This window comes from Actinomadura macrotermitis, from assembly GCF_009604375.1.
Taxonomy (GTDB): Bacteria; Actinomycetota; Actinomycetes; order Streptosporangiales; family Streptosporangiaceae; genus Spirillospora; species Spirillospora macrotermitis.
Genome location: NZ_WEGH01000004.1, coordinates 361,868 through 378,469, shown reverse-complemented (window position 1 = coordinate 378,469; position 16,602 = coordinate 361,868). Strand labels below are relative to the sequence as shown.

Sequence of the window (16,602 nt, the reverse complement as noted above, 5' to 3'; positions counted from 1 at the left end):
CGTCAGCGCATCCAGCAGGTGTAGGAGATCCGCGCGGAACCGCCCGGCGCGAACGAGACGCTGCCCGACCCGCCGCCCAGGGCGTAGCACCGCACGGTGGAGATGACGGTCACCGCGACGCTGGTGGACTGCCCGCTCGACAGCGTTCCGGCGCCGGACGCCCGGACGCGGCCGATGCTGGAGCTCACCGACGCCACCGACCAGCGCACGGACCCGCCGGAGGCCGAGAGCCGGACGTAACAGGTCCGGGGGAGCCCGGCGACGCCGATGCCGCGGCAGGCGCCGTCGTTGACGACCAGCCGGCCGGGGCCGGACGGCACCGTGGGCGGCCGCTTGGTGGGCGGCGGCTTGCGGGTCGGCGCGGGCGCCGAGGGCGTCGTCGGCGCGGGGGTGGGCGCCCCGGGGGTCGTCGGCGTCGCCGAGGGGGACCCGGGCGGTGCTCCGGACGGCGATCCGGAGGACGGCGTGGTCGGCGACGCGCCCGGCCCCGTCGCCGGGGGCGTCTGCGAGCCCGGCGGCGTGGTGCCGCCGGTTCCGGGACCGGGCGTCACCCCGGTGTCGTCGCCGACGGTCCCGCCCGCCAGCGGCGCGGGCGTCCGCTTGGCGTGCCCGCCGGAATCCGGCCAGAGGATCACGGCCCCGGCCGCCACCAGGAGACCGGCGAGCCCGGCGGCGCCCATGGCCTTGGCCTTGCGTCCCGGCTTCCCCAGCCGCCGGGGCGCAGGCCGCGCGCCGTTCCGCAGCGGTCCGGCGGGCGGCAGCGGCGTGGTGGCCGTGGCGGAAGCGACGGCCGCCGCCGGTTCGGGTCCCGTCCCTCGCTTCTCCGCCCCGGTCGCCGCCGCCCAGGCGGCTGCCGCGGCTGCCGCGGTCCCGGCCGCCGCGGGCCCGGTCGCTGCAGGAGCGGACGCCGCCGGTTCGGGCGCCGCCCCCTGACCGCCTGCCGCTGCCGGAGGCCCGGCCACTGCGGGCCCGGTCGGCGCCGCCCCGGTCGCCGCCGGTTCGGACGCCGCCGACCCGGCCCCCGCCACCCGCTTGTCCTCCGCCGTCGCCGCAGCAGCGGCCGCTGCTGCCGCCGCAGCCGCGAGCCTGGCCTTGGTAAGACCGGTCGCCGCCGGTTCGGGCTCTGCCGCCCGCTTGTCCGCGGCGGCCGTCGCCGGCTCGGCTGCTTCCGGGCCGCCCGATGCGGCCGCGGTCGGCACAGGCCCAGCCCCCGCTGGTCCGGCCCCTGCCGTCCGCTCATCCGGCGCCGCGGGCTCGGGCGCCACAGGCTCGGCCGCCGCGGGCTCGGGCACCGTGGGCTCGGGCACTGTGGGCTCGGGCACCGTGGGCTCGGGTGCCGCGGGTGCCGCCGCCGCGGGCTCGTCCACCACGGGCGCGGGCAGCACGGGAGCACCCTTTTGCGACGTCGTGATCAGCCGGACGCACTTCTCACGGACGAGGCCGGTCAGCCATTCGCGCATCCCCTCCGGCTGCGCGACCGTGGCCGGGTTGTCGCGAAGGGAGATGAGCGTCGCACGGACGATCTCGACGGCCTTCACCTGGTCGCCGATGAGCTCGCCCGCATAGGCGATGAGCTGCGGGCCATAAACGTTGTAGACGTGGCCGACGGCCCCCGGACGTCCCTCCCGGAGGCTTTCGGCCAGCCACTGGTCGTCGCTCGGCGACGGACCCGGATCGCTGGACATCGCACGGATTATGGTCGTCCCGGACCGCCGTGGGATGGGGGCCGGGTGCGCATTCGGCGCGTCCGTTTTGTTAACCGGTTGATACCGGCGCCCGGTTCGTATGGGTCCCGTGCGTGCCCGGTCGCCCACGGTGAGGGCGACGGCCGGGAAGTGCTCAGAGACCGCCGGCCAGCACCCGCCGCAACGCGTCCGCGAACTCCTTGGTCTGCCCGAGGAAACCGGCGTGGTCGCCGGGGAACTCGACCGGTGGCGTGCCGAGCCGTTCGGCCAGCGCCACGGAGGTGCGGTAGGTGACCAGGGCGCCCGATCCGGCGCCGACGCCGACGACGACCCGGGCGGCGCCGGCCGTCACGGCGGCGACGTCGGGCACGTACCGGGCGGTGCCCCGCATCTCGTGGCCGAAGAAGCGGGCGCCGTCGGCCCTGGCCCGCTCGGGGGAGGCGGCGGGCGGCGGGCCGGCGTCGTCGCTGTCGAACCCGGCGTAGCTCATGAACTTGCGCCACGCCGCCTCCACGCCTTCCCGGCGGAAGGTCTCGGTCATGTCGTCGACGGTGGCGCGCTGCCCGGCGGCGTCGGGGAGCAGCTCTATCAGGGGCGGCTCGTGCGCGACCAGCGTCCGCACCCGCCCGGGGTGCCGCGCGGCCAGCGCGAGGGCCGACACCGCGCCGCCGCTGCTGCCGAACACGTCGGCGGTCTCGGCGCCGAGCGCGTCCAGCAGGGCGGCGAGGTCGTCCGCGCGAAGGTCGGGGGTGGAGTCCTGTGCGGGGTCGTCCAGGACGCTGTGCCCGATGCCCCGCGGGTCGTGGGTGACGACGGTGCGCTCGTCGGCGAGCAGGTCGGCGAGCGGCACGAAGAGCGCGCCCTCCATCGGCGATCCGGTGAGGACCAGCAGCGGGCCCGAGCCGCGGACCTCGTAATGCAGGCGCCCGCCTGCGATGGCGATGGTGCGGGAGGTGGACATGTCCGGGGTCCTTCCGTTGCGGCGACAAGGGGTTGACTACCCGTCGCCGCGGAACTCAGCGGAGGAGCGCCAGCATTCGCGAGATTTCGGCCGACCGGGATCGGGTGACGCGCTCGGCCAACCGCCGGGTCCAGGCGTCCTCGCCGCCGCGGTTCTCCAGCCGGGCCAGCTGGACGGCGTCGTCCTGGTGGGCGATCAGCAGGTTGAGGAACGCGCGCTCGAAGCGGTCGTCCGGAACGCGGTCGAGCGCGCGCAGCTCGGCGTCGCTGGTCTGCGGCATTCCGCCGTGGGCGGCGTGCGCGTGCGCCGGCGCGGTCCGGGGGCGGCGCCAGCCGCGCAGCCGGTCCGCCATGCCGCCGGCCTCGGCGAGCTCGGTGCTCTCGATCGCCGCCGCGAGCGTCGCGGTCTCGGGCCGCACGGCGTGCCGCCGGGCCAGCCGCACCAGCCGCACGCCCTGCGCCTGGTGCGGGAGCATCATCTGCAGGAACATCACGTCGGTGGCGTTGAAGCCGCGGCCGCCGCGCGCCGGGGCGGGGCCGGACGGCGCGCCGCCGGCGGCCCCGCACTGGGCGAACAGCAGCAGGACGCACGCGGCGGCCACCGCCAGCACGCCGTACCTCACCCGCTCAGACCTTCCGCCAGAGCGCGGCGACGTTCGGCGGCTCCCAGCCCGCGATCGCGGTGTGGGCCTGGAGGCACTCATAGGTCGAGCCGCCGTAGGTCACCCGGTCGCCGGCGGCGTAGGCCTTGCCCGCCGTCCAGGTACCGCCGGGCTGCGGCGGCGTGGGAGTCGGCGTCGGGGTCGGCGTGGGCGTGGGCGGGGGAGTGGTGGGCGGCGGCGTCGGCTCGCCGGTCCCGCCGAAGTCCACGTCGGAGCAGGTGTAGAACGCCTCCTGGCTGCCCACGACCCGCTGCCAGATCGAGTAGATCAGGTGCCGCCCGGTGCGCTGCGGGATGTTCAGCGTCCATGTGGTGAAGGTGGTGGGGTTCTGCTTGGTGAAGGTGGCCAGCGGCACCAGGTCCGACCAGCGCAGCGGCTGGGTGGGGTCCCAGCCCTGGCGGGTGATGTAGTACTCGAAGTTGCTCTGCGCGTGCGGGGCGGTCGCGTGGTAGGTGACGGTGAGCGGCCCCGGCGCGATGCGCTTGGCGGGCCAGTCGGCGCGCTGGAGGTCCAGGCCGCGGTACTTCGCCCGGCCCGCGCTGCAGAGCTGCCCGTCGGGGATGAGCTCGCGGTGCCGGCCGCCGGCGTCCAGCAGCGACACCTCGTTCCAGTCGTAGAACGCCTGGGTGCCGGCCGTCGCGACGGCCGCCTTGCACGCGGCGGACCGCGGGTTCTCCGGACCCTCGTTCATGCAGACGTAGACGCGGCTCGGCGGGTCGGACAGCGTGCCGTGCGCGGCGGCGGGGGAGGCGGGGGCGAGGACGGCGAGCGACGCGGCGGCCGGCAGGGTGGCGGCGGCCGCGGCGGCCTTCGTGCGGGAGCGCATGGGGGTTCCTTCCGATCGGGAGCGGTGGTGCACACGGAACGTGCGGTGGGTCCCCCGAGCCGGACGCGCGATGAAACTATTAGTAAGCTTTCCTATAAGTTCACTAGCACGGTAACCAGCGTCCCGGCGACCGGCAACCCCCGTCGCGGCGCGCGCCGATCGCCCCGGCAGACCAGCCCAGGTCGGCCGGCGGACCAGCCGGCGGAGCGCGGATTATCGGCACTTGTTCACAAGGGAACCGCCGTCGTCCCGGCAGTTCTGTGCCACTCCGGCCTTTCCGGCATCCGGTCGCGCCGGGCGCAGCGTGGCTTGGCATGGGTATGCCCGACAGCGAGGATCATCTGAAGTCCAGACACCATCCGTTCGGGAAGGCCGCACCGTGAGCGAAGAAGACCTGTTCTCCCTGCCTGTCACCGAGCAGCTGTCGTCCACGATCAGCCGCCGCCGGATCGGGCGGCTGCCGCTGGTCGTGATCGACCACCCGCGGGTGCGGGCCGCCGTCACCCTGCAGGGAGCCCAGCTCATCGCCTGGCAGCCCGCCGGCGAGCAGCCGGTGCTGTGGCTGAGCGAGGAATCGGCCTTCGCCGAAGGCAAGGCCGTGCGCGGCGGCGTGCCCATCTGCTGGCCGTGGTTCGCCGGGGCGGGGGAGCCGGGTCACGGCTTCGCCCGCATCTCCGAGTGGGAGCTCACCTCCCACAAGGAGGACGACGAGACGGTGTCCCTGACCTTCACGCTGCGCAGCAGCCCGCGGACCCGCGAGCTGTGGCCGCACGACTTCGTGCTGACGGCCCGCCACACCCTGGGGAAGGAGTGCGGGATCGAGCTTCAGGCCGAGGGCGACCACGTCAGCACCGGGGCGCTGCACTCCTACTTCCACGTCGGGTCGGCCGACGAGGTCACGGTCGCGGGCCTCGGCGACCGCTACATCGACAAGGTGATCGACGACTCCGACGGCAGGCAGGACGGCGAGCTGTCCTTCCCCGACCGCGTCGACCGCATCTTCTTCCACCCCGAGGAGGTCAGCCTGCTGAAGGACCCGGTGCTCGACCGCGTCGTCGAGGTGCGCCACCGCGAGGTCAGCGACGTGGTGACCTGGAACCCCGGGGTGGAGCTGTCGCACCGCCTGGACGACATGGCCGACGACGCCTACACCCGCTTCGTCTGCGTGGAGTCCGCCCGCCTCACCCGGCAGCTGGAGAGCGCCGAGGGCGCACCGGCCCGGTTCGGCGTCACCTTGAGCGTCCGGCGCTGAGAGCCTGTTTCCGAACCCATCGGGCCAGGTCAGCGGCAGGTGCGACGGAACGGCGGTAGACGCCGCCGTTCGCCCGGACATCACCGTGACGGACGAGCGAACGGCTCCTGGCGAAGAGATCACCGAGACGGGAGTTAGCGTCACGTCCAGGCGTCACGGTGTGACGGCTGGAGAACGCGAAGCGTCTTCCGTGGTCAGCGGGCCGCCGACGGCCAAAGGTTCGGAAACAGGCTCTCAGCAGCGGTCCACACCCCTGACCTCAAGGCCGTCACGCCGGGGTCACCAGTCGCGCCACCAGCCGTTGCGGCACGTGGCCCAGACGTAGCCCCACTTGCCGTCGGGCTTGCGTACCCAGACGTACTTGCTGTGGCCTTCTTCGCTCGGGAAGCATGTGCCGTAGGTCGTGGCGTTGGCGGTGGCGGCGGTGCCGACGGCCACCCCGGACGAGGCCAGGACCAACGCCGCGGCGATCACTGCACGACGAGCCAGGTTCATGAGACTCCCTTCTGTGGAGATCGCTTGCACAACCATCGTCACCGCGCCACCGAACTCGATCAACGAATCCGGATGGCCCGAACCGGCCAGAAAAACATTAGTGTCTACATGAAATCTCCCGCCCCGGACCGGGGCGCAGCCATCCGGCGATGCGCCGCAGGACGAGGGGCTGCCGATCGAGCGGCATGTGGATGAGAGCCTGTCCGGTTGCCCACCCCGCCACCGCTCGGCGGTGGCGGGGTGGGCCCCGCCGGGGGCCGGCTCGGCGCGGTTCAGGCGGCCGGGGTGTAGATCTGGTTGACCACGCCGGTGGTGAAGGTCTCGGACGTGGCCAGGTTCAGCTTGACGGTGTCCAGGCCGTCGAACCAGCGGGCGCCCTTGCCGACGACGATGGGGTGGACGAACAGCTGCAGCCGGTCCAGCAGCCCCGCCGCCAGCAGCGACCGCACGAGGGTGAGGCTGCCGGTGATGGCGATGTCCTTGCCTTCGGAGTCCTTGAGCGCCTGGAGCGCGCCGAGCACGTCACCGCTGATGATCTCGGTGTTGTTCCAGGCGGCCTCGGTCAGCGTGTTGGTGACCACGTACTTCTTCTGGCCGTTCATGAAGCCGGCGAACTCGTCCTCGCTGGTGGGCCAGTACGCAGCGAACTCCTCGTACTGGACGCGTCCCAGCAGCATCGCGTCGCAGCCGGCCATGGCCCCGCCGACGGCCGCGCCCATCTCATCGTTGAAGTACGGGAAGTGCCAGGTGTCGGGGGCCTCCGCCACGCCGTCCAGTGAGACGAACAGGCTAGAGATGATCTTGCGCATCGGATTTCTCCCTGGCGTGGGTCTGTACAGTACCGTACGGTACTGCCTCTCGGTACCGTACCGTACGGTACACTTCGGAGGGATGTCAACGACCGTTCCGGCAGAACCAGGAGAAGCGACGATGCCGAAGGCCGGACCGCCCCGGGCGGGCGCCGGAGAGGACCTCGCCGCGCAGACGCGGCGCCGGATCATGGACGCGGCGATGGAGGTGTTCCTGCGCGACGGCTACGTCGGCGCGAAGACCGACGAGATCGCCGCCGCGGCCGGAGCGTCGAAGCAGACGATCTACAAGCACTTCGGGCGCAAGGAGAACCTGTTCGAGCAGATCGTCCTCGACCGGCTGGGCGGCATCGACGAGCTCTTCCAGACCGCCATCGGGGAACTGGCGGTGACCGATGACGTCGAGAGCACCATGAGGGCGGTCGCGCGCAAGTTCGTCCACGCCATCACGCAGCCCTCGCACCTGCGTGTGCGCCGCCTGGTCATCGCCGAAGCCCCCCGCTTCCCCAAGCTCGGCCACGCCTACTTCGAGGCGGGGCCCGAGCGCGTGCACGCCGCGCTGGCGTCATCCTTCGAGCAGCTGACCGACCGCGGGCTGCTGCGGATCGACGAACCCGTCCTCGCGGCCAACCACTTCACCTGGCTGGTCGTCTCGATCCCGGTCAACAAGGTCATGTTCTGCGGGGAGGACGTCCGCTTCACGCCGTCCGAACTCGACCACTACGCCGACACCGCCGTCCGCGTCTTCGCCGCCGCCTACCGCGCATCCGCCCCGAAGCCGGCCGGGGCCTAGGCCCGGCGTCTCCGGAGCTGGTCAGTTCCGGAGTGATCAGTGCATGATGGGATTCGGCCGTCGTTGTCCGTCCTGGGAGGGTGTGCCGCCGTCATGCCGTTGCCACGACCGGTGCGCGAGCGCTGCCGCGAGTTCCTCGGGATCGACGGGCAGATCCGCTACATCTTCCCCGCGATGTCCCACGGCGGCGGCTCGGGGTTCCTGTTCGTGGTGACCGACGACCAGGTGGCGGTGCTGGCGACCGGGCCCTTCGGCGAGGGCAGGCCGAAGAGCGTGTGGGGCAGCTACCCGCGCGGCACCCGGATCGGCCCGGTGGAGGCCGGGCCCGGGGCGGGCTTCGAGTTCGGCGGGGCCTTCTTCGAGGTCGACGACGAGTACGTGCCCGTCGTCAACGCCGCCGACGCCGAGATCTTCGACCGCGACAGCCTGCCCCGGGACCCGCTCCCGGACCTGTGACCCGGCCCCGGGCCGCCGGTCAGGACTTGGCCGCGGCGGCGGTGCGGGGAGCGGCCGGCCTGGCGGCGCCGCCCGACGGCGGGCGCAGGAACAGCACCATGACCGGCACCAGGTAGAGCGCCCACATGACCAGCTGGAGCCAGGTGATCTGCGGGGTGACGTTGAGGACGCCCTGGAAGACCGTCTGCATCCAGTCGCCCGCGTGCCCGAACTGCTGGAAGAACTCGCCCGGCTTCAGCGCGACCGCCTTCAGGCCCGGCAGCGCCTCGGCCTCCTGCAGGTCGTGGAAGCCGTAGCCGAACACGCCGGCCGCGACGACGATCAGCGCGCCGCCCGTCCAGGTGAAGAAGCGCTTCAGGTTCAGCTTGAGGCCGCCCCGGTACAGCAGGTAGCCGAGCAGGACGGCGGTGGCCAGGCCGAGGAACGCGCCCACGATCGGCTCGGCCGCGCCCGCGGAGTTGTTGATGTTGGTCCACAGGAACAGGGCCGTCTCCAGGCCCTCGCGGCTGACAGCGAGGAAGGCGACGGTGCCGAGCGCGACCGGCCCGAGGCTGAGGGCGCCCTCGAGCTTGCCCTCCAGTTCGGCCTTGAGGAAGCGGGCGGCCTTGCGCATCCAGAAGACCATCCAGGTGACCAGGCCGACCGCGACGATCGACAGGATGCCGCCGAACAGCTCCTGGGTCTTGAACTGCATCACCGCCGACGCGGCGCTGAGCGCGGCGCCGAAGCAGGCGGCGAGGGCGACCGCGGCGCCGACGCCGATCCACACCGGCAGCAGCGCGGCCCGGTTGCCGGTCTTGACCAGGTAGGCGATCAGGATGCTGACCACCAGGGCGGCTTCGAGTCCCTCACGGAGTCCGATGAGGAAGTTGCCCAGTAGCACCGCTACGCTCCTCGGGGGTCGGGCCCCGGGACTGTTCTCCCGGCGGCGGACGTACGGTCGGGCCACCTGACGGCGCAGGTCGCTTAGGCAAAGCTAACCTAATCAACTCTGTGCCCGGACGCCGCCCCTGGCAAGGGGGCGGCGGGAGATCAGTCCTCGGCCGGCTCGTCCGCCGGCTCCCCGGCGGGCTCGGCGGCGAGGACGAACGCCTCGGCGAGCGGGGCGGCGGTGAGCCCGACCTGCCACGGGCGGGCGCCGAGGCCGCGCAGCGCCGCGCCGATCGCCCCGGCGGACGGATCGGCCGGCGGCGACCACGCCAGCCGCCGCACCGTGTCGGGCTGCAACAGGTTCTCGGCGGGCATCCGGTGCTCCTCGGCGAGCCCGGTGACGACGCCGCGGGCGGCGGTGAGCCGCGCGGCGGCCACCGGGTCGCGCTCGGCCCAGCGGTGCGGCGGCGGCGGGCCGTCGCCCGGCAGGTTCGCCTCGGGCAGCGCGCGCTCGGGCAGGCCCCGGGCGCGGGTGACCGCGCGCAGCCACGCCGACTGGTGCCGGCGGGCGCCGCGGCCGCGCATGGTGGGCAGCGCCTGCAACTCGGCGGGCGTCTTCGGCGGGTTCAGCGCCAGGTCGACGATCGCGGCGTCCTGCAGCACCCGCCCCGGGGACAGGTCGCGTTCCTGGGCGATGCGGTCGCGGGCCTCCCACACCTCGCGGACGATCGCCAGGGCGCGCCGGTTGCGGATGCGGTGGATGCCGGACGTGCGGCGCCACGGGTCGGTGCGCGGCGGCTTCGGCGGCATCGCCAGGATCGCCGCGAACTCCTCCAGCGCCCACTCCAGCTTGCCCGCCTCGGCGAGCCGCTCCTGCAGCGCGTCGCGCAGCTCCACCAGCAGCTCCACGTCGAGGGCGGCGTAGCGCAGCCAGTCCTCGGGGAGCGGCCGGGTCGACCAGTCGGCCGCCGAGTGGCCCTTCTCCAGCGTGTAGCCGAGGACGTTCTCCACCATCGAGCCGAGCCCGACCCGGGGGTAGCCGAGCAGCCGGCCGGCCAGCTCGGTGTCGAACAGCCGCGGCGGCACCATGCCGACCTCGGCCAGACACGGCAGGTCCTGGTTGGCGGCGTGCAGCACCCACTCGGCGTCCGCCAGCGCCGCGTTCAGGCCCGACAGGTCGGGCACGCCGGTCGGGTCGACCAGCGCGGTGCCGGCGCCCGCGCGGCGCAGCTGGATCAGGTAGGCGCGCTGGCCGTACCGGTAGCCCGAGGCGCGCTCGGCGTCGACGGCGACCGGGCCGGTGCCCGCGGCGAACGCGGCGATCACGCGGGCGAGGCCGGCGGCGTCGGCCACCACCGGCGGCACGCCCTCGGCCGGTTCCAGCAACGGCACGGGCGCCGGCCCCTCGGACTCGGCCCCGGCCCGCATTTCGGACACTCCCACGATCTCGGTGCTCTCCCCGGCCGCCTCGGTCTCGGACGCTGTGCTTCCCACGTCCCCTACCGTACGACGTTCAACGGCCCGATCCGCCGGGGCGGCCGGGCAGCGCGGTCACCCCGGACGGCGGCAGGCCCGCGGTGACGCACATCACCTCGCACCAGGCGGCCACGTGCGGGGCCAGGTCCTCGCCGGTCGGCGACCACGAGGCGCGCAGCTCCAGCTCGGTCGCGGGCGGTTCGTCGGCCTTGTCGCCGAAGCTCTCCGACACCGCGCGGGTGATCGTGCCGGACTCGCCGGCGTACCCGGCGGGCTCCAGCGCCTCCAGCAGCCAGCTCCAGGCGACCGAGCCGATCAGCTCCTCGGCGGCGATCTCCGGTTCCAGGTCGGCGCGGATGTAGGCCACGATCCGGAAGCCGCCGGTCCAGCCGCTGCGGCCCTCGGGGTCGTACAGCACGATCAGGCGGCCGGTGGCGGCCTCGTTGTCCTCGTCGCGCCAGACGCCGCCCGACAGGGCCGCCGCGTACGGGGCGAGGCGCTGGGGGGCGGGCATGTCCTCGAGGTCGAGCTCGGGACGCAGCGGCGGGCCGTCCAGGATGGCGCGCAGCGTGTCCAGCGCCCGCTGGAAGGGGGGCGGGTTCACGGGCACGGCACCGTGCGCGAGAAGCGGGGGAGAGGGCGGGGATGCAGGCACAGCACAGGTTTCGTCTCGGGGGCGGGGCCGGTCAGGCGCCGGCGCATACGGTGACGGGGGCGGGCGAGGTACCGGAGGCGCCGGGCGAGGCTCCGCGTCCGTCGCCGCAGGTGGGACAGGACAAGGGACCTCCCTCGGCTATGACACGGATCACGTTCGCACGTGCGGGGGACAGAATGCGGGACTTCGCTCGGCGTGTCCGGAACTTCGTCGGGCCCGCACCCGCCGGGCCGGTGCGTCCCGGCCGGTCATCCGTGGGACGATCGGTGGGTGGCTGAAGACGCTGTTGTTCCCACCCAGGCCCCCGGGCTCGCGCAGAGCCCCTTCCTGCGCGCGTGCCGCCGCCAGGACGTGCCGCACACCCCGGTGTGGTTCATGCGGCAGGCCGGCCGGTCGCTGCCGGAGTACCTGCGGGTGCGCGAGGGCATCCCGATGCTGGAGGCCTGCGCCCGCCCCGACCTCATCGCGGAGATCACGATGCAGCCGGTGCGCCGGTACGCGGTGGACGCGGCGATCTTCTTCAGCGACATCGTGGTCCCGCTGAAGGCCATCGGGATCGACCTGGACATCAAGCCCGGCGTCGGCCCGGTGATCGCCGACCCGATCCGCGACGCCGCCGGGGTGAAGGCGGTCCGCGAGCTCACCCCGGACGACGTCCCCTACATCACCGAGGCGGTCGGCGCCCTGGTGGGCGAGCTCGGCGGCACCCCGCTGATCGGCTTCGCGGGCGCGCCGTTCACGCTCGCGGCCTACCTGATCGAGGGCGGGCCCTCCAAGAACCACGAGCACACCAAGGCGCTCATGTACGGGCACCCCGAGCTGTGGCACGAGCTGATGGACCGGCTCGCCGACCTCACCGTCGCGTTCCTGAAGGTGCAGGTCGCCGCGGGCGCGAGCGCGGTGCAGGTGTTCGACTCCTGGGTGGGCGCGGTCGCGCCGCAGGACTACCGCGAGTCGGTGCTGCCGCACACCAGCCGGATCTTCGAGGAGGTCGCGGGGCTCGGCGTGCCGCGCATCCACTTCGGCGTCGGCACCGGCGAGCTGCTCGGCCTGATGGGCGAGGCGGGCGCGGACGTGGTCGGCGTCGACTGGCGGGTGCCGCTGGACGAGGCCGCACGCCGCGTCCCGCCGGGCAAGGCGCTGCAGGGCAACCTGGACCCGGCGCTGCTGTTCGCGCCGTGGGACGTGGTGCGCCGCCGGGCCCAGGACGTGCTGGACCGGGGGCGGACGGCCGAGGGGCACGTGTTCAACCTCGGCCACGGCGTGCCGCCGTCCGCCGACCCCGACATGCTGGCCCGCCTCGCTGACTTCGTGCACGAGGCGTCCGCCCGCTAGGCGCGGGGCGCGCCGGACGCAGGCCCGTCCGGCCGGGGGCCGGCGGGCCGCCTGGCGAAGCGCGCGCGCAGCCGGTGCCGGAAGAGCACCAGCGGCAGGGCGAGCAGCAGAGCCACGACCAGGAACGGCAGCAGCCAGCCGAACAGCACCGTGAGGGCGGTGACCAGGGCGGTGAAGGCGTCCCAGCCCTCGCCGAGCGCGGCGAGGAAGCCCCGCTTCTCCGGCTTCCTGGCGGCGGCGGGCTGTGCCTCCAGGTGGACGGTGACGGTCGCGAACTGCGTGCTCTGCCGCAGTGCCCGCTGCCGCGCCTGCAGTGACTCCAGGTCGGCCTGGCGCCGCTCGATCTGCTCCTCCAGCGAGGTGATGTCGCTGATCGAGGTCGCCTTGTCCAGCAGCTTGCGGAAGGACTGCAGGGACGCCTGCGCCGACCGCACCCGGCTGTCGACGTCGGCGACCTGCTCGGTGACGTCGTCGGCCTTCTGGCTCAGCGCCAGCTTGGTGCCGAGCTGTCCGGCCAGCTGGTCCAGCGCGGCGGGGTAGCCCCCCGACGGGATCTTCAGGACGAGGGTGGAGCCCGCCGGGGACGTCGTGGAGGTCTCGTTGTCGACGTACCCGCCGGCGGCCGCGGTGAGCTGCTTGGCCCTGGCGGCGGCCGCGTCCACGTCCTTCGCCCGCACCCGCAGCGTCGCGGTGTAGATGACGGCGCGCCCGGGCGGCGAGGCGGTGCGGGCGGAGGTCTGTTTCGCGCCGCCCGTGGGGAGCTTCGCGGCGGCGGCGGGGCCGCCGGCCCGCTCCTTCTGGGCGAGGCCGCTGGAGGCGTTGTCGCGACCGCCGGCGCCGGCGCAGGCGGTCAGGGTGGCGAGGAGGAGAGCGAACAGAGCACAGAGGGCAAGCCTGATGGTCCGCATGGACGTTCGATGAGGTGGCGCAGATCACGGTTCCGGGCCGGGAGTCGCGATAAGGCCACAAAGCGGACGCGGGCGGGTCACGGGAAACGCTCGCAGGCCCTGGAACTGCGGCGACAGGCGTTCCCCGGACCCCGCGCGGGCCCGGTGCCCGCCCTGGTACCGCCCCGGTACGGGGCATCGGGAACCGTCTGGAAAAGTGGAGGCATGACAGCCTCCCATGTCGTCGTCATCGGTGCCGGCGTCGCGGGCCTGACCGCCGCCCGGACCCTGGCCCGCCGGGGCGTGCGGGTCACCGTCCTGGAGGGCTCGCCGCGGATCGGCGGCAAGCTACAGGTCAGCGAGATCGCCGGGCTGCCGGTGGACGAGGGCGCCGAGTCGATGCTGGCGCGCCGCCCCGAGGGCCTGGAGCTGGTGCGCGACCTCGGCCGCGGCGACGACCTGGTGAACCCCGGCACGACCTCCTCGGCCATCCTCAGCCACGGCGCGCTGCGCCGGCTGCCGGCCGGCCAGGTGATGGGCGTGCCGTCGGACCTGCGCGCCCTCGCCGCCTCCCAGGTGCTGTCGCCGGCCGGCCTCGCCCGCGTCCCGCTGGACCTGGTGCTGCCCGAGACGATGCGCGGCACGGACGTGTCGGTCGCCGACTTCATCGGCGCCCGCGTCGGCCGCGAGGTGGTGGACCGCCTCGTCGAGCCGCTGCTCGGCGGCGTCTACGCCGGGCGCGCCGAGCAGCTGTCGTTCGAGGCCACGCTGCCGGCCGTCGCCGCCGCCGCGCGCGCCCACCGGTCGCTGATCACGGCCGTGCGGGGGGTGCGCGCCGAGGCGCCCAAGGACGCCGGGCCCGTCTTCGCCACCCTGCCCGGCGGCCTCGGCACGCTGCCCGGGCTGATCGCCCGCGACATCGAGGCGGCGGGCGGCACCGTCCGCACCGGCGCCACCGTCCGCGAGCTGCGCCGCCGCCCCGGCGGCTGGCGGCTCACCGTGGGCCCGGCCCGCGACCCCGAGGCGCTGGACGCCGACGCGGTGGTCGTCGCGGTGCCCGCGGCGCCGGCCGCCCGGCTGCTGGCCTTCGACGTCCCGGCGGCCGCCCGGGAGCTGGCGCGCGTCGAGTACGCCAGCATGGCGATCATCACCCTCGCCTACGCGGCCACGGCGTTCCCCCGGCTGCCGCGCGGCAGCGGCTACCTGGTGCCCGCGGTGGAGGGCCGGGAGGTCAAGGCCGTCACGTTCAGCTCGGTCAAGTGGCCGCACCTGCGCGAACGCGACCGGTCGGTGGTCGTGGTGCGCTGCTCCATCGGGCGCTTCGGCGAGGAGGAGTCGCTGCAGCGCTCCGACGACGAGCTGAAGGCCGCCGCGATGACCGAGCTCGCCGCCACCTGCGGCGTCGCCGAGCTGCCCCTGGACACCCGGGTCACCCGGTGGGGCGGCGGGCTGCCGCAGTACAACGTCGGCCACGCCGACCGCGTCGCGCGCGTGCACGCGGCGGTCAAGGCCCAGCCCGGCCTCGCCGTGGCGGGCGCCGCCTACGCCGGGCTGGGGATCCCCGCCTGCGTCGCCACCGGGCGCGCGGCGGCGGGACGGGTGCTGGAACATCTGCAGAGTCGGGGAGAATCGGACCATGACAGCGAGCAAGCCCAAGGCACGGGATCTGAACCAGGTCATCCGGTACACGATGTGGTCGGTCTTCCGGGTGAAGAGCCCGGCTGACCTCGGCGACCGCGACGCCGCCGAGGTGCAGGCGGTGCTCGACCAGGCCGCCGAGAAGGACGTGGTGACCCGCGGCCTGTACGACGTGGCCGGCCTGCGCGCCGACGCCGACTACATGTTCTGGTGGCACGCGCCGACCTCCGACGACCTGCAGGAGGTCTACACCCGCTTCCGCCGCACCGCGGTCGGCCGCGCCAGCGAGCCGGTCTGGTCGCAGATGGCGCTGCACCGGCCCGCCGAGTTCAACAAGGGCCACATCCCGGCGTTCCTGGCCGAGGAGGAGCCCCGCGCCTACATCTGCGTGTACCCGTTCGTGCGGTCCTACGAGTGGTACCTGCTGCCCGACGAGGAGCGCCGCGCCATGCTCGCCGAGCACGGCAAGATGGCGCGCGGCTACCCCGACGTGCGGGCCAACACCGTCTCCTCGTTCGCCCTCGGCGACTACGAGTGGATGCTGGCGTTCGAGGCCGACGAGCTGCACCGCATCGTCGACCTGATGCGGCACCTGCGCGGCTCGGAGGCGCGGCGGCACGTCCGCGAGGAGGTGCCGTTCTACACCGGCCGCCGCAAGGCCGTCGCGGAACTGGTGGCGAACCTGCCGTAACGGCCGGTTGGCCGGACCCGGTCCAAGATCTGGGAAAGGGTCGGTAAAGTGCCGACCGTGACTAAAGCTCCCGCCAAGCACGCACGCGGCAGGCACGCCCGGAAGGCGCCGGGCCGCACGGCCGGATGGACCCGGCTGGCCGCCCGCGCGGCCTCCCGGGCCGCCTCGGTGCGGGCGCGCCGCCGGCGGCTGGTCATGGCCGGCACGGGCTCGGCGGTGGTCGCGCTGCTGGCGGTCACCGCCGTCGCCGGCCTGGCCGAGGGCGGCGACCGGCAGGCGCCGAGCGCGGCCGTCGCCGCCCGGTCGGCGCGGACCGGGGCTTCCGCCACGCCCGGCGCGCCCGCCGTCCAGCAGGACGCGGCGCGGCCCGCCGACCCCGACGAGGTCGGCGACGCGCTGCCGTACCTGCGCCAGAAGGACCCCGCCCAGGAGGTCGTCAAGCACGTCACCGACGTGCGGCGCAGCGGCGACTTCCTGCGCGTCTACACCGACCTCGGCGAGGACGAGGAGAACTCCCCGCCCGCGGTGTCGCTGTGCGAGTGGACCACGCAGTACCTCAAGGACGGCGGCGACACCGCGCCGCGGGTGTTCGTGCACGGCCGCAGCAGCGACAACGGCAGCGTGGTGCTCGCCAACAAGCAGAGCGACGACGACGACTGCAAGGTCGAGGAGACCCGCTGATCACCCGGCGGGCTCCAGCGTCAGGCTGACGCTGTTGATGCAGTACCGGTCGTCGGTGGGCGTGCCGTAGCCCTCGCCGTGGAAGACGTGGCCGAGGTGGGAGTCGCAGGTCGCGCAGCGCACCTCGGTGCGGGTCATGCCGAGGCTGGTGTCCTCGATCAGCACGACGGCGTCGGAGTCGGCCGGGGAGTAGAACGACGGCCAGCCGCAGTGCGAGTCGAACTTGGTCTCCGACCGGAACAGCTCGGTCCCGCAGGCGCGGCAACGGTACACCCCGACGGTCTTGGTGTCGGTGTACTCGCCGGTGAAGGGCCGTTCGGTGCCGGCCTCGCGCAGCACGTGGAACTCCTCGGGCGACAGCTGCGCCCGCCACTCTTCCTCGCTTTTGCGGATCTTGTCCATGCTCCGACGTTACCCCTCCCGGGAAACGT

18 protein-coding genes are annotated in these 16,602 nt (G+C 74.0%); 7 read left to right on the top strand and 11 right to left on the bottom strand.

Going from position 1 to position 16,602, the window contains the following annotated elements; all coding sequences use genetic code 11:
• Positions 1–2: 2 nt before the first annotated feature.
• The 4 genes from ACRB68_RS30265 to ACRB68_RS30250 form a co-directional block, all read right to left on the bottom strand.
• On the bottom strand, positions 3–1,685 hold the full coding sequence (locus ACRB68_RS30265) for an RNA polymerase sigma factor (RefSeq protein ID WP_153538523.1): 1,683 nt from the start codon (positions 1,683–1,685) through the stop codon (positions 3–5).
• Positions 1,686–1,839: 154 nt separating this feature from the next.
• Positions 1,840–2,646: an alpha/beta fold hydrolase gene (locus tag ACRB68_RS30260; protein ID WP_153538521.1), complete on the bottom strand. Its 807-nt coding sequence runs from the start codon at positions 2,644–2,646 to the stop codon at positions 1,840–1,842.
• A gap of 55 nt (positions 2,647–2,701) precedes the next feature.
• Positions 2,702–3,268, bottom strand: coding sequence for a DUF305 domain-containing protein (locus ACRB68_RS30255; RefSeq protein ID WP_194293512.1), 567 nt, complete (start codon positions 3,266–3,268; stop codon positions 2,702–2,704).
• Between the two features lie 4 nt (positions 3,269–3,272).
• A complete protein-coding gene (locus ACRB68_RS30250; RefSeq protein WP_153538517.1) occupies positions 3,273–4,133 on the bottom strand; it encodes a lytic polysaccharide monooxygenase in 861 nt (286 codons plus the stop codon).
• Between the two features lie 379 nt (positions 4,134–4,512).
• Between ACRB68_RS30250 and ACRB68_RS30245 the strand changes: the two genes are divergently transcribed.
• Positions 4,513–5,385: a D-hexose-6-phosphate mutarotase gene (locus ACRB68_RS30245; protein ID WP_207709869.1), complete on the top strand. Its 873-nt coding sequence runs from the start codon at positions 4,513–4,515 to the stop codon at positions 5,383–5,385.
• 279 nt (positions 5,386–5,664) lie between these two features.
• Here the strand turns inward: ACRB68_RS30245 and ACRB68_RS30240 are convergent, their stop codons facing one another.
• Entirely contained in the window at positions 5,665–5,880 is a 216-nt protein-coding gene (locus ACRB68_RS30240; RefSeq protein WP_153538515.1) for a hypothetical protein, read from the bottom strand.
• A gap of 272 nt (positions 5,881–6,152) precedes the next feature.
• Positions 6,153–6,689 (bottom strand): dihydrofolate reductase family protein, encoded by a 537-nt coding sequence (locus tag ACRB68_RS30235; RefSeq protein ID WP_153538513.1) that lies wholly within the window; start codon positions 6,687–6,689, stop codon positions 6,153–6,155.
• A gap of 121 nt (positions 6,690–6,810) precedes the next feature.
• Here ACRB68_RS30235 and ACRB68_RS30230 point away from each other — a divergent pair, with 121 nt between their 5' ends.
• Positions 6,811–7,482, top strand: coding sequence for a TetR/AcrR family transcriptional regulator (locus ACRB68_RS30230; protein ID WP_153538511.1), 672 nt, complete (start codon positions 6,811–6,813; stop codon positions 7,480–7,482).
• Between the two features lie 93 nt (positions 7,483–7,575).
• Positions 7,576–7,938 carry a hypothetical protein gene (locus ACRB68_RS30225; RefSeq protein ID WP_153538509.1) on the top strand — a complete coding sequence of 121 codons (363 nt, stop codon included), beginning with the start codon at positions 7,576–7,578 and terminating at the stop codon, positions 7,936–7,938.
• Positions 7,939–7,957: 19 nt separating this feature from the next.
• Here ACRB68_RS30225 and efeU read toward each other — a convergent pair whose 3' ends face one another.
• The 3 genes from efeU to ACRB68_RS30210 all read right to left on the bottom strand — a co-directional run bounded on the left by efeU (position 7,958) and on the right by ACRB68_RS30210 (position 10,888).
• The gene (efeU, locus tag ACRB68_RS30220) at positions 7,958–8,821 is read right to left on the bottom strand and encodes an iron uptake transporter permease EfeU (RefSeq protein WP_328594964.1); all 864 of its coding nucleotides are present in this window, start codon (positions 8,819–8,821) and stop codon (positions 7,958–7,960) included.
• A gap of 149 nt (positions 8,822–8,970) precedes the next feature.
• Entirely contained in the window at positions 8,971–10,236 is a 1,266-nt protein-coding gene (locus tag ACRB68_RS30215) for a ribonuclease D (RefSeq protein ID WP_153539331.1), read from the bottom strand.
• An 85-nt stretch (positions 10,237–10,321) separates the two neighbouring features.
• Positions 10,322–10,888, bottom strand: a complete 567-nt coding sequence (locus ACRB68_RS30210) for a DUF3000 domain-containing protein (RefSeq protein WP_328594963.1) — start codon at positions 10,886–10,888, stop codon at positions 10,322–10,324.
• Between the two features lie 378 nt (positions 10,889–11,266).
• On the opposite strand from ACRB68_RS30210, the gene hemE reads away from it, so the two are divergent.
• Positions 11,267–12,274 (top strand): uroporphyrinogen decarboxylase, encoded by a 1,008-nt coding sequence (gene hemE, locus ACRB68_RS30205; protein WP_153539327.1) that lies wholly within the window; start codon positions 11,267–11,269, stop codon positions 12,272–12,274.
• Here the strand turns inward: hemE and ACRB68_RS30200 are convergent.
• A complete protein-coding gene (locus ACRB68_RS30200; protein WP_153538505.1) occupies positions 12,271–13,182 on the bottom strand; it encodes a DUF4349 domain-containing protein in 912 nt (303 codons plus the stop codon). The two genes, hemE and ACRB68_RS30200, sit on opposite strands and share 4 nt — an antisense overlap.
• A gap of 204 nt (positions 13,183–13,386) precedes the next feature.
• On the opposite strand from ACRB68_RS30200, the gene hemG reads away from it, so the two are divergent.
• The 3 genes from hemG to ACRB68_RS30185 are packed head-to-tail and all read left to right on the top strand — an operon-like array spanning position 13,387 to position 16,171.
• On the top strand, positions 13,387–14,886 hold the full coding sequence (gene hemG, locus ACRB68_RS30195; RefSeq protein ID WP_153538503.1) for a protoporphyrinogen oxidase: 1,500 nt from the start codon (positions 13,387–13,389) through the stop codon (positions 14,884–14,886).
• The gene (gene hemQ / locus ACRB68_RS30190) at positions 14,798–15,490 is read left to right on the top strand and encodes a hydrogen peroxide-dependent heme synthase (RefSeq protein WP_153538501.1); all 693 of its coding nucleotides are present in this window, start codon (positions 14,798–14,800) and stop codon (positions 15,488–15,490) included. Before hemG ends, hemQ begins: the two co-directional genes overlap by 89 nt.
• 57 nt (positions 15,491–15,547) lie before the next feature.
• The gene (locus tag ACRB68_RS30185) at positions 15,548–16,171 is read left to right on the top strand and encodes a hypothetical protein (RefSeq protein ID WP_153538499.1); all 624 of its coding nucleotides are present in this window, start codon (positions 15,548–15,550) and stop codon (positions 16,169–16,171) included.
• Here ACRB68_RS30185 and msrB read toward each other — a convergent pair whose 3' ends face one another.
• Positions 16,172–16,573, bottom strand: a complete 402-nt coding sequence (gene msrB / locus ACRB68_RS30180) for a peptide-methionine (R)-S-oxide reductase MsrB (protein WP_153538497.1) — start codon at positions 16,571–16,573, stop codon at positions 16,172–16,174.
• Positions 16,574–16,602 lie beyond the last annotated feature (29 nt).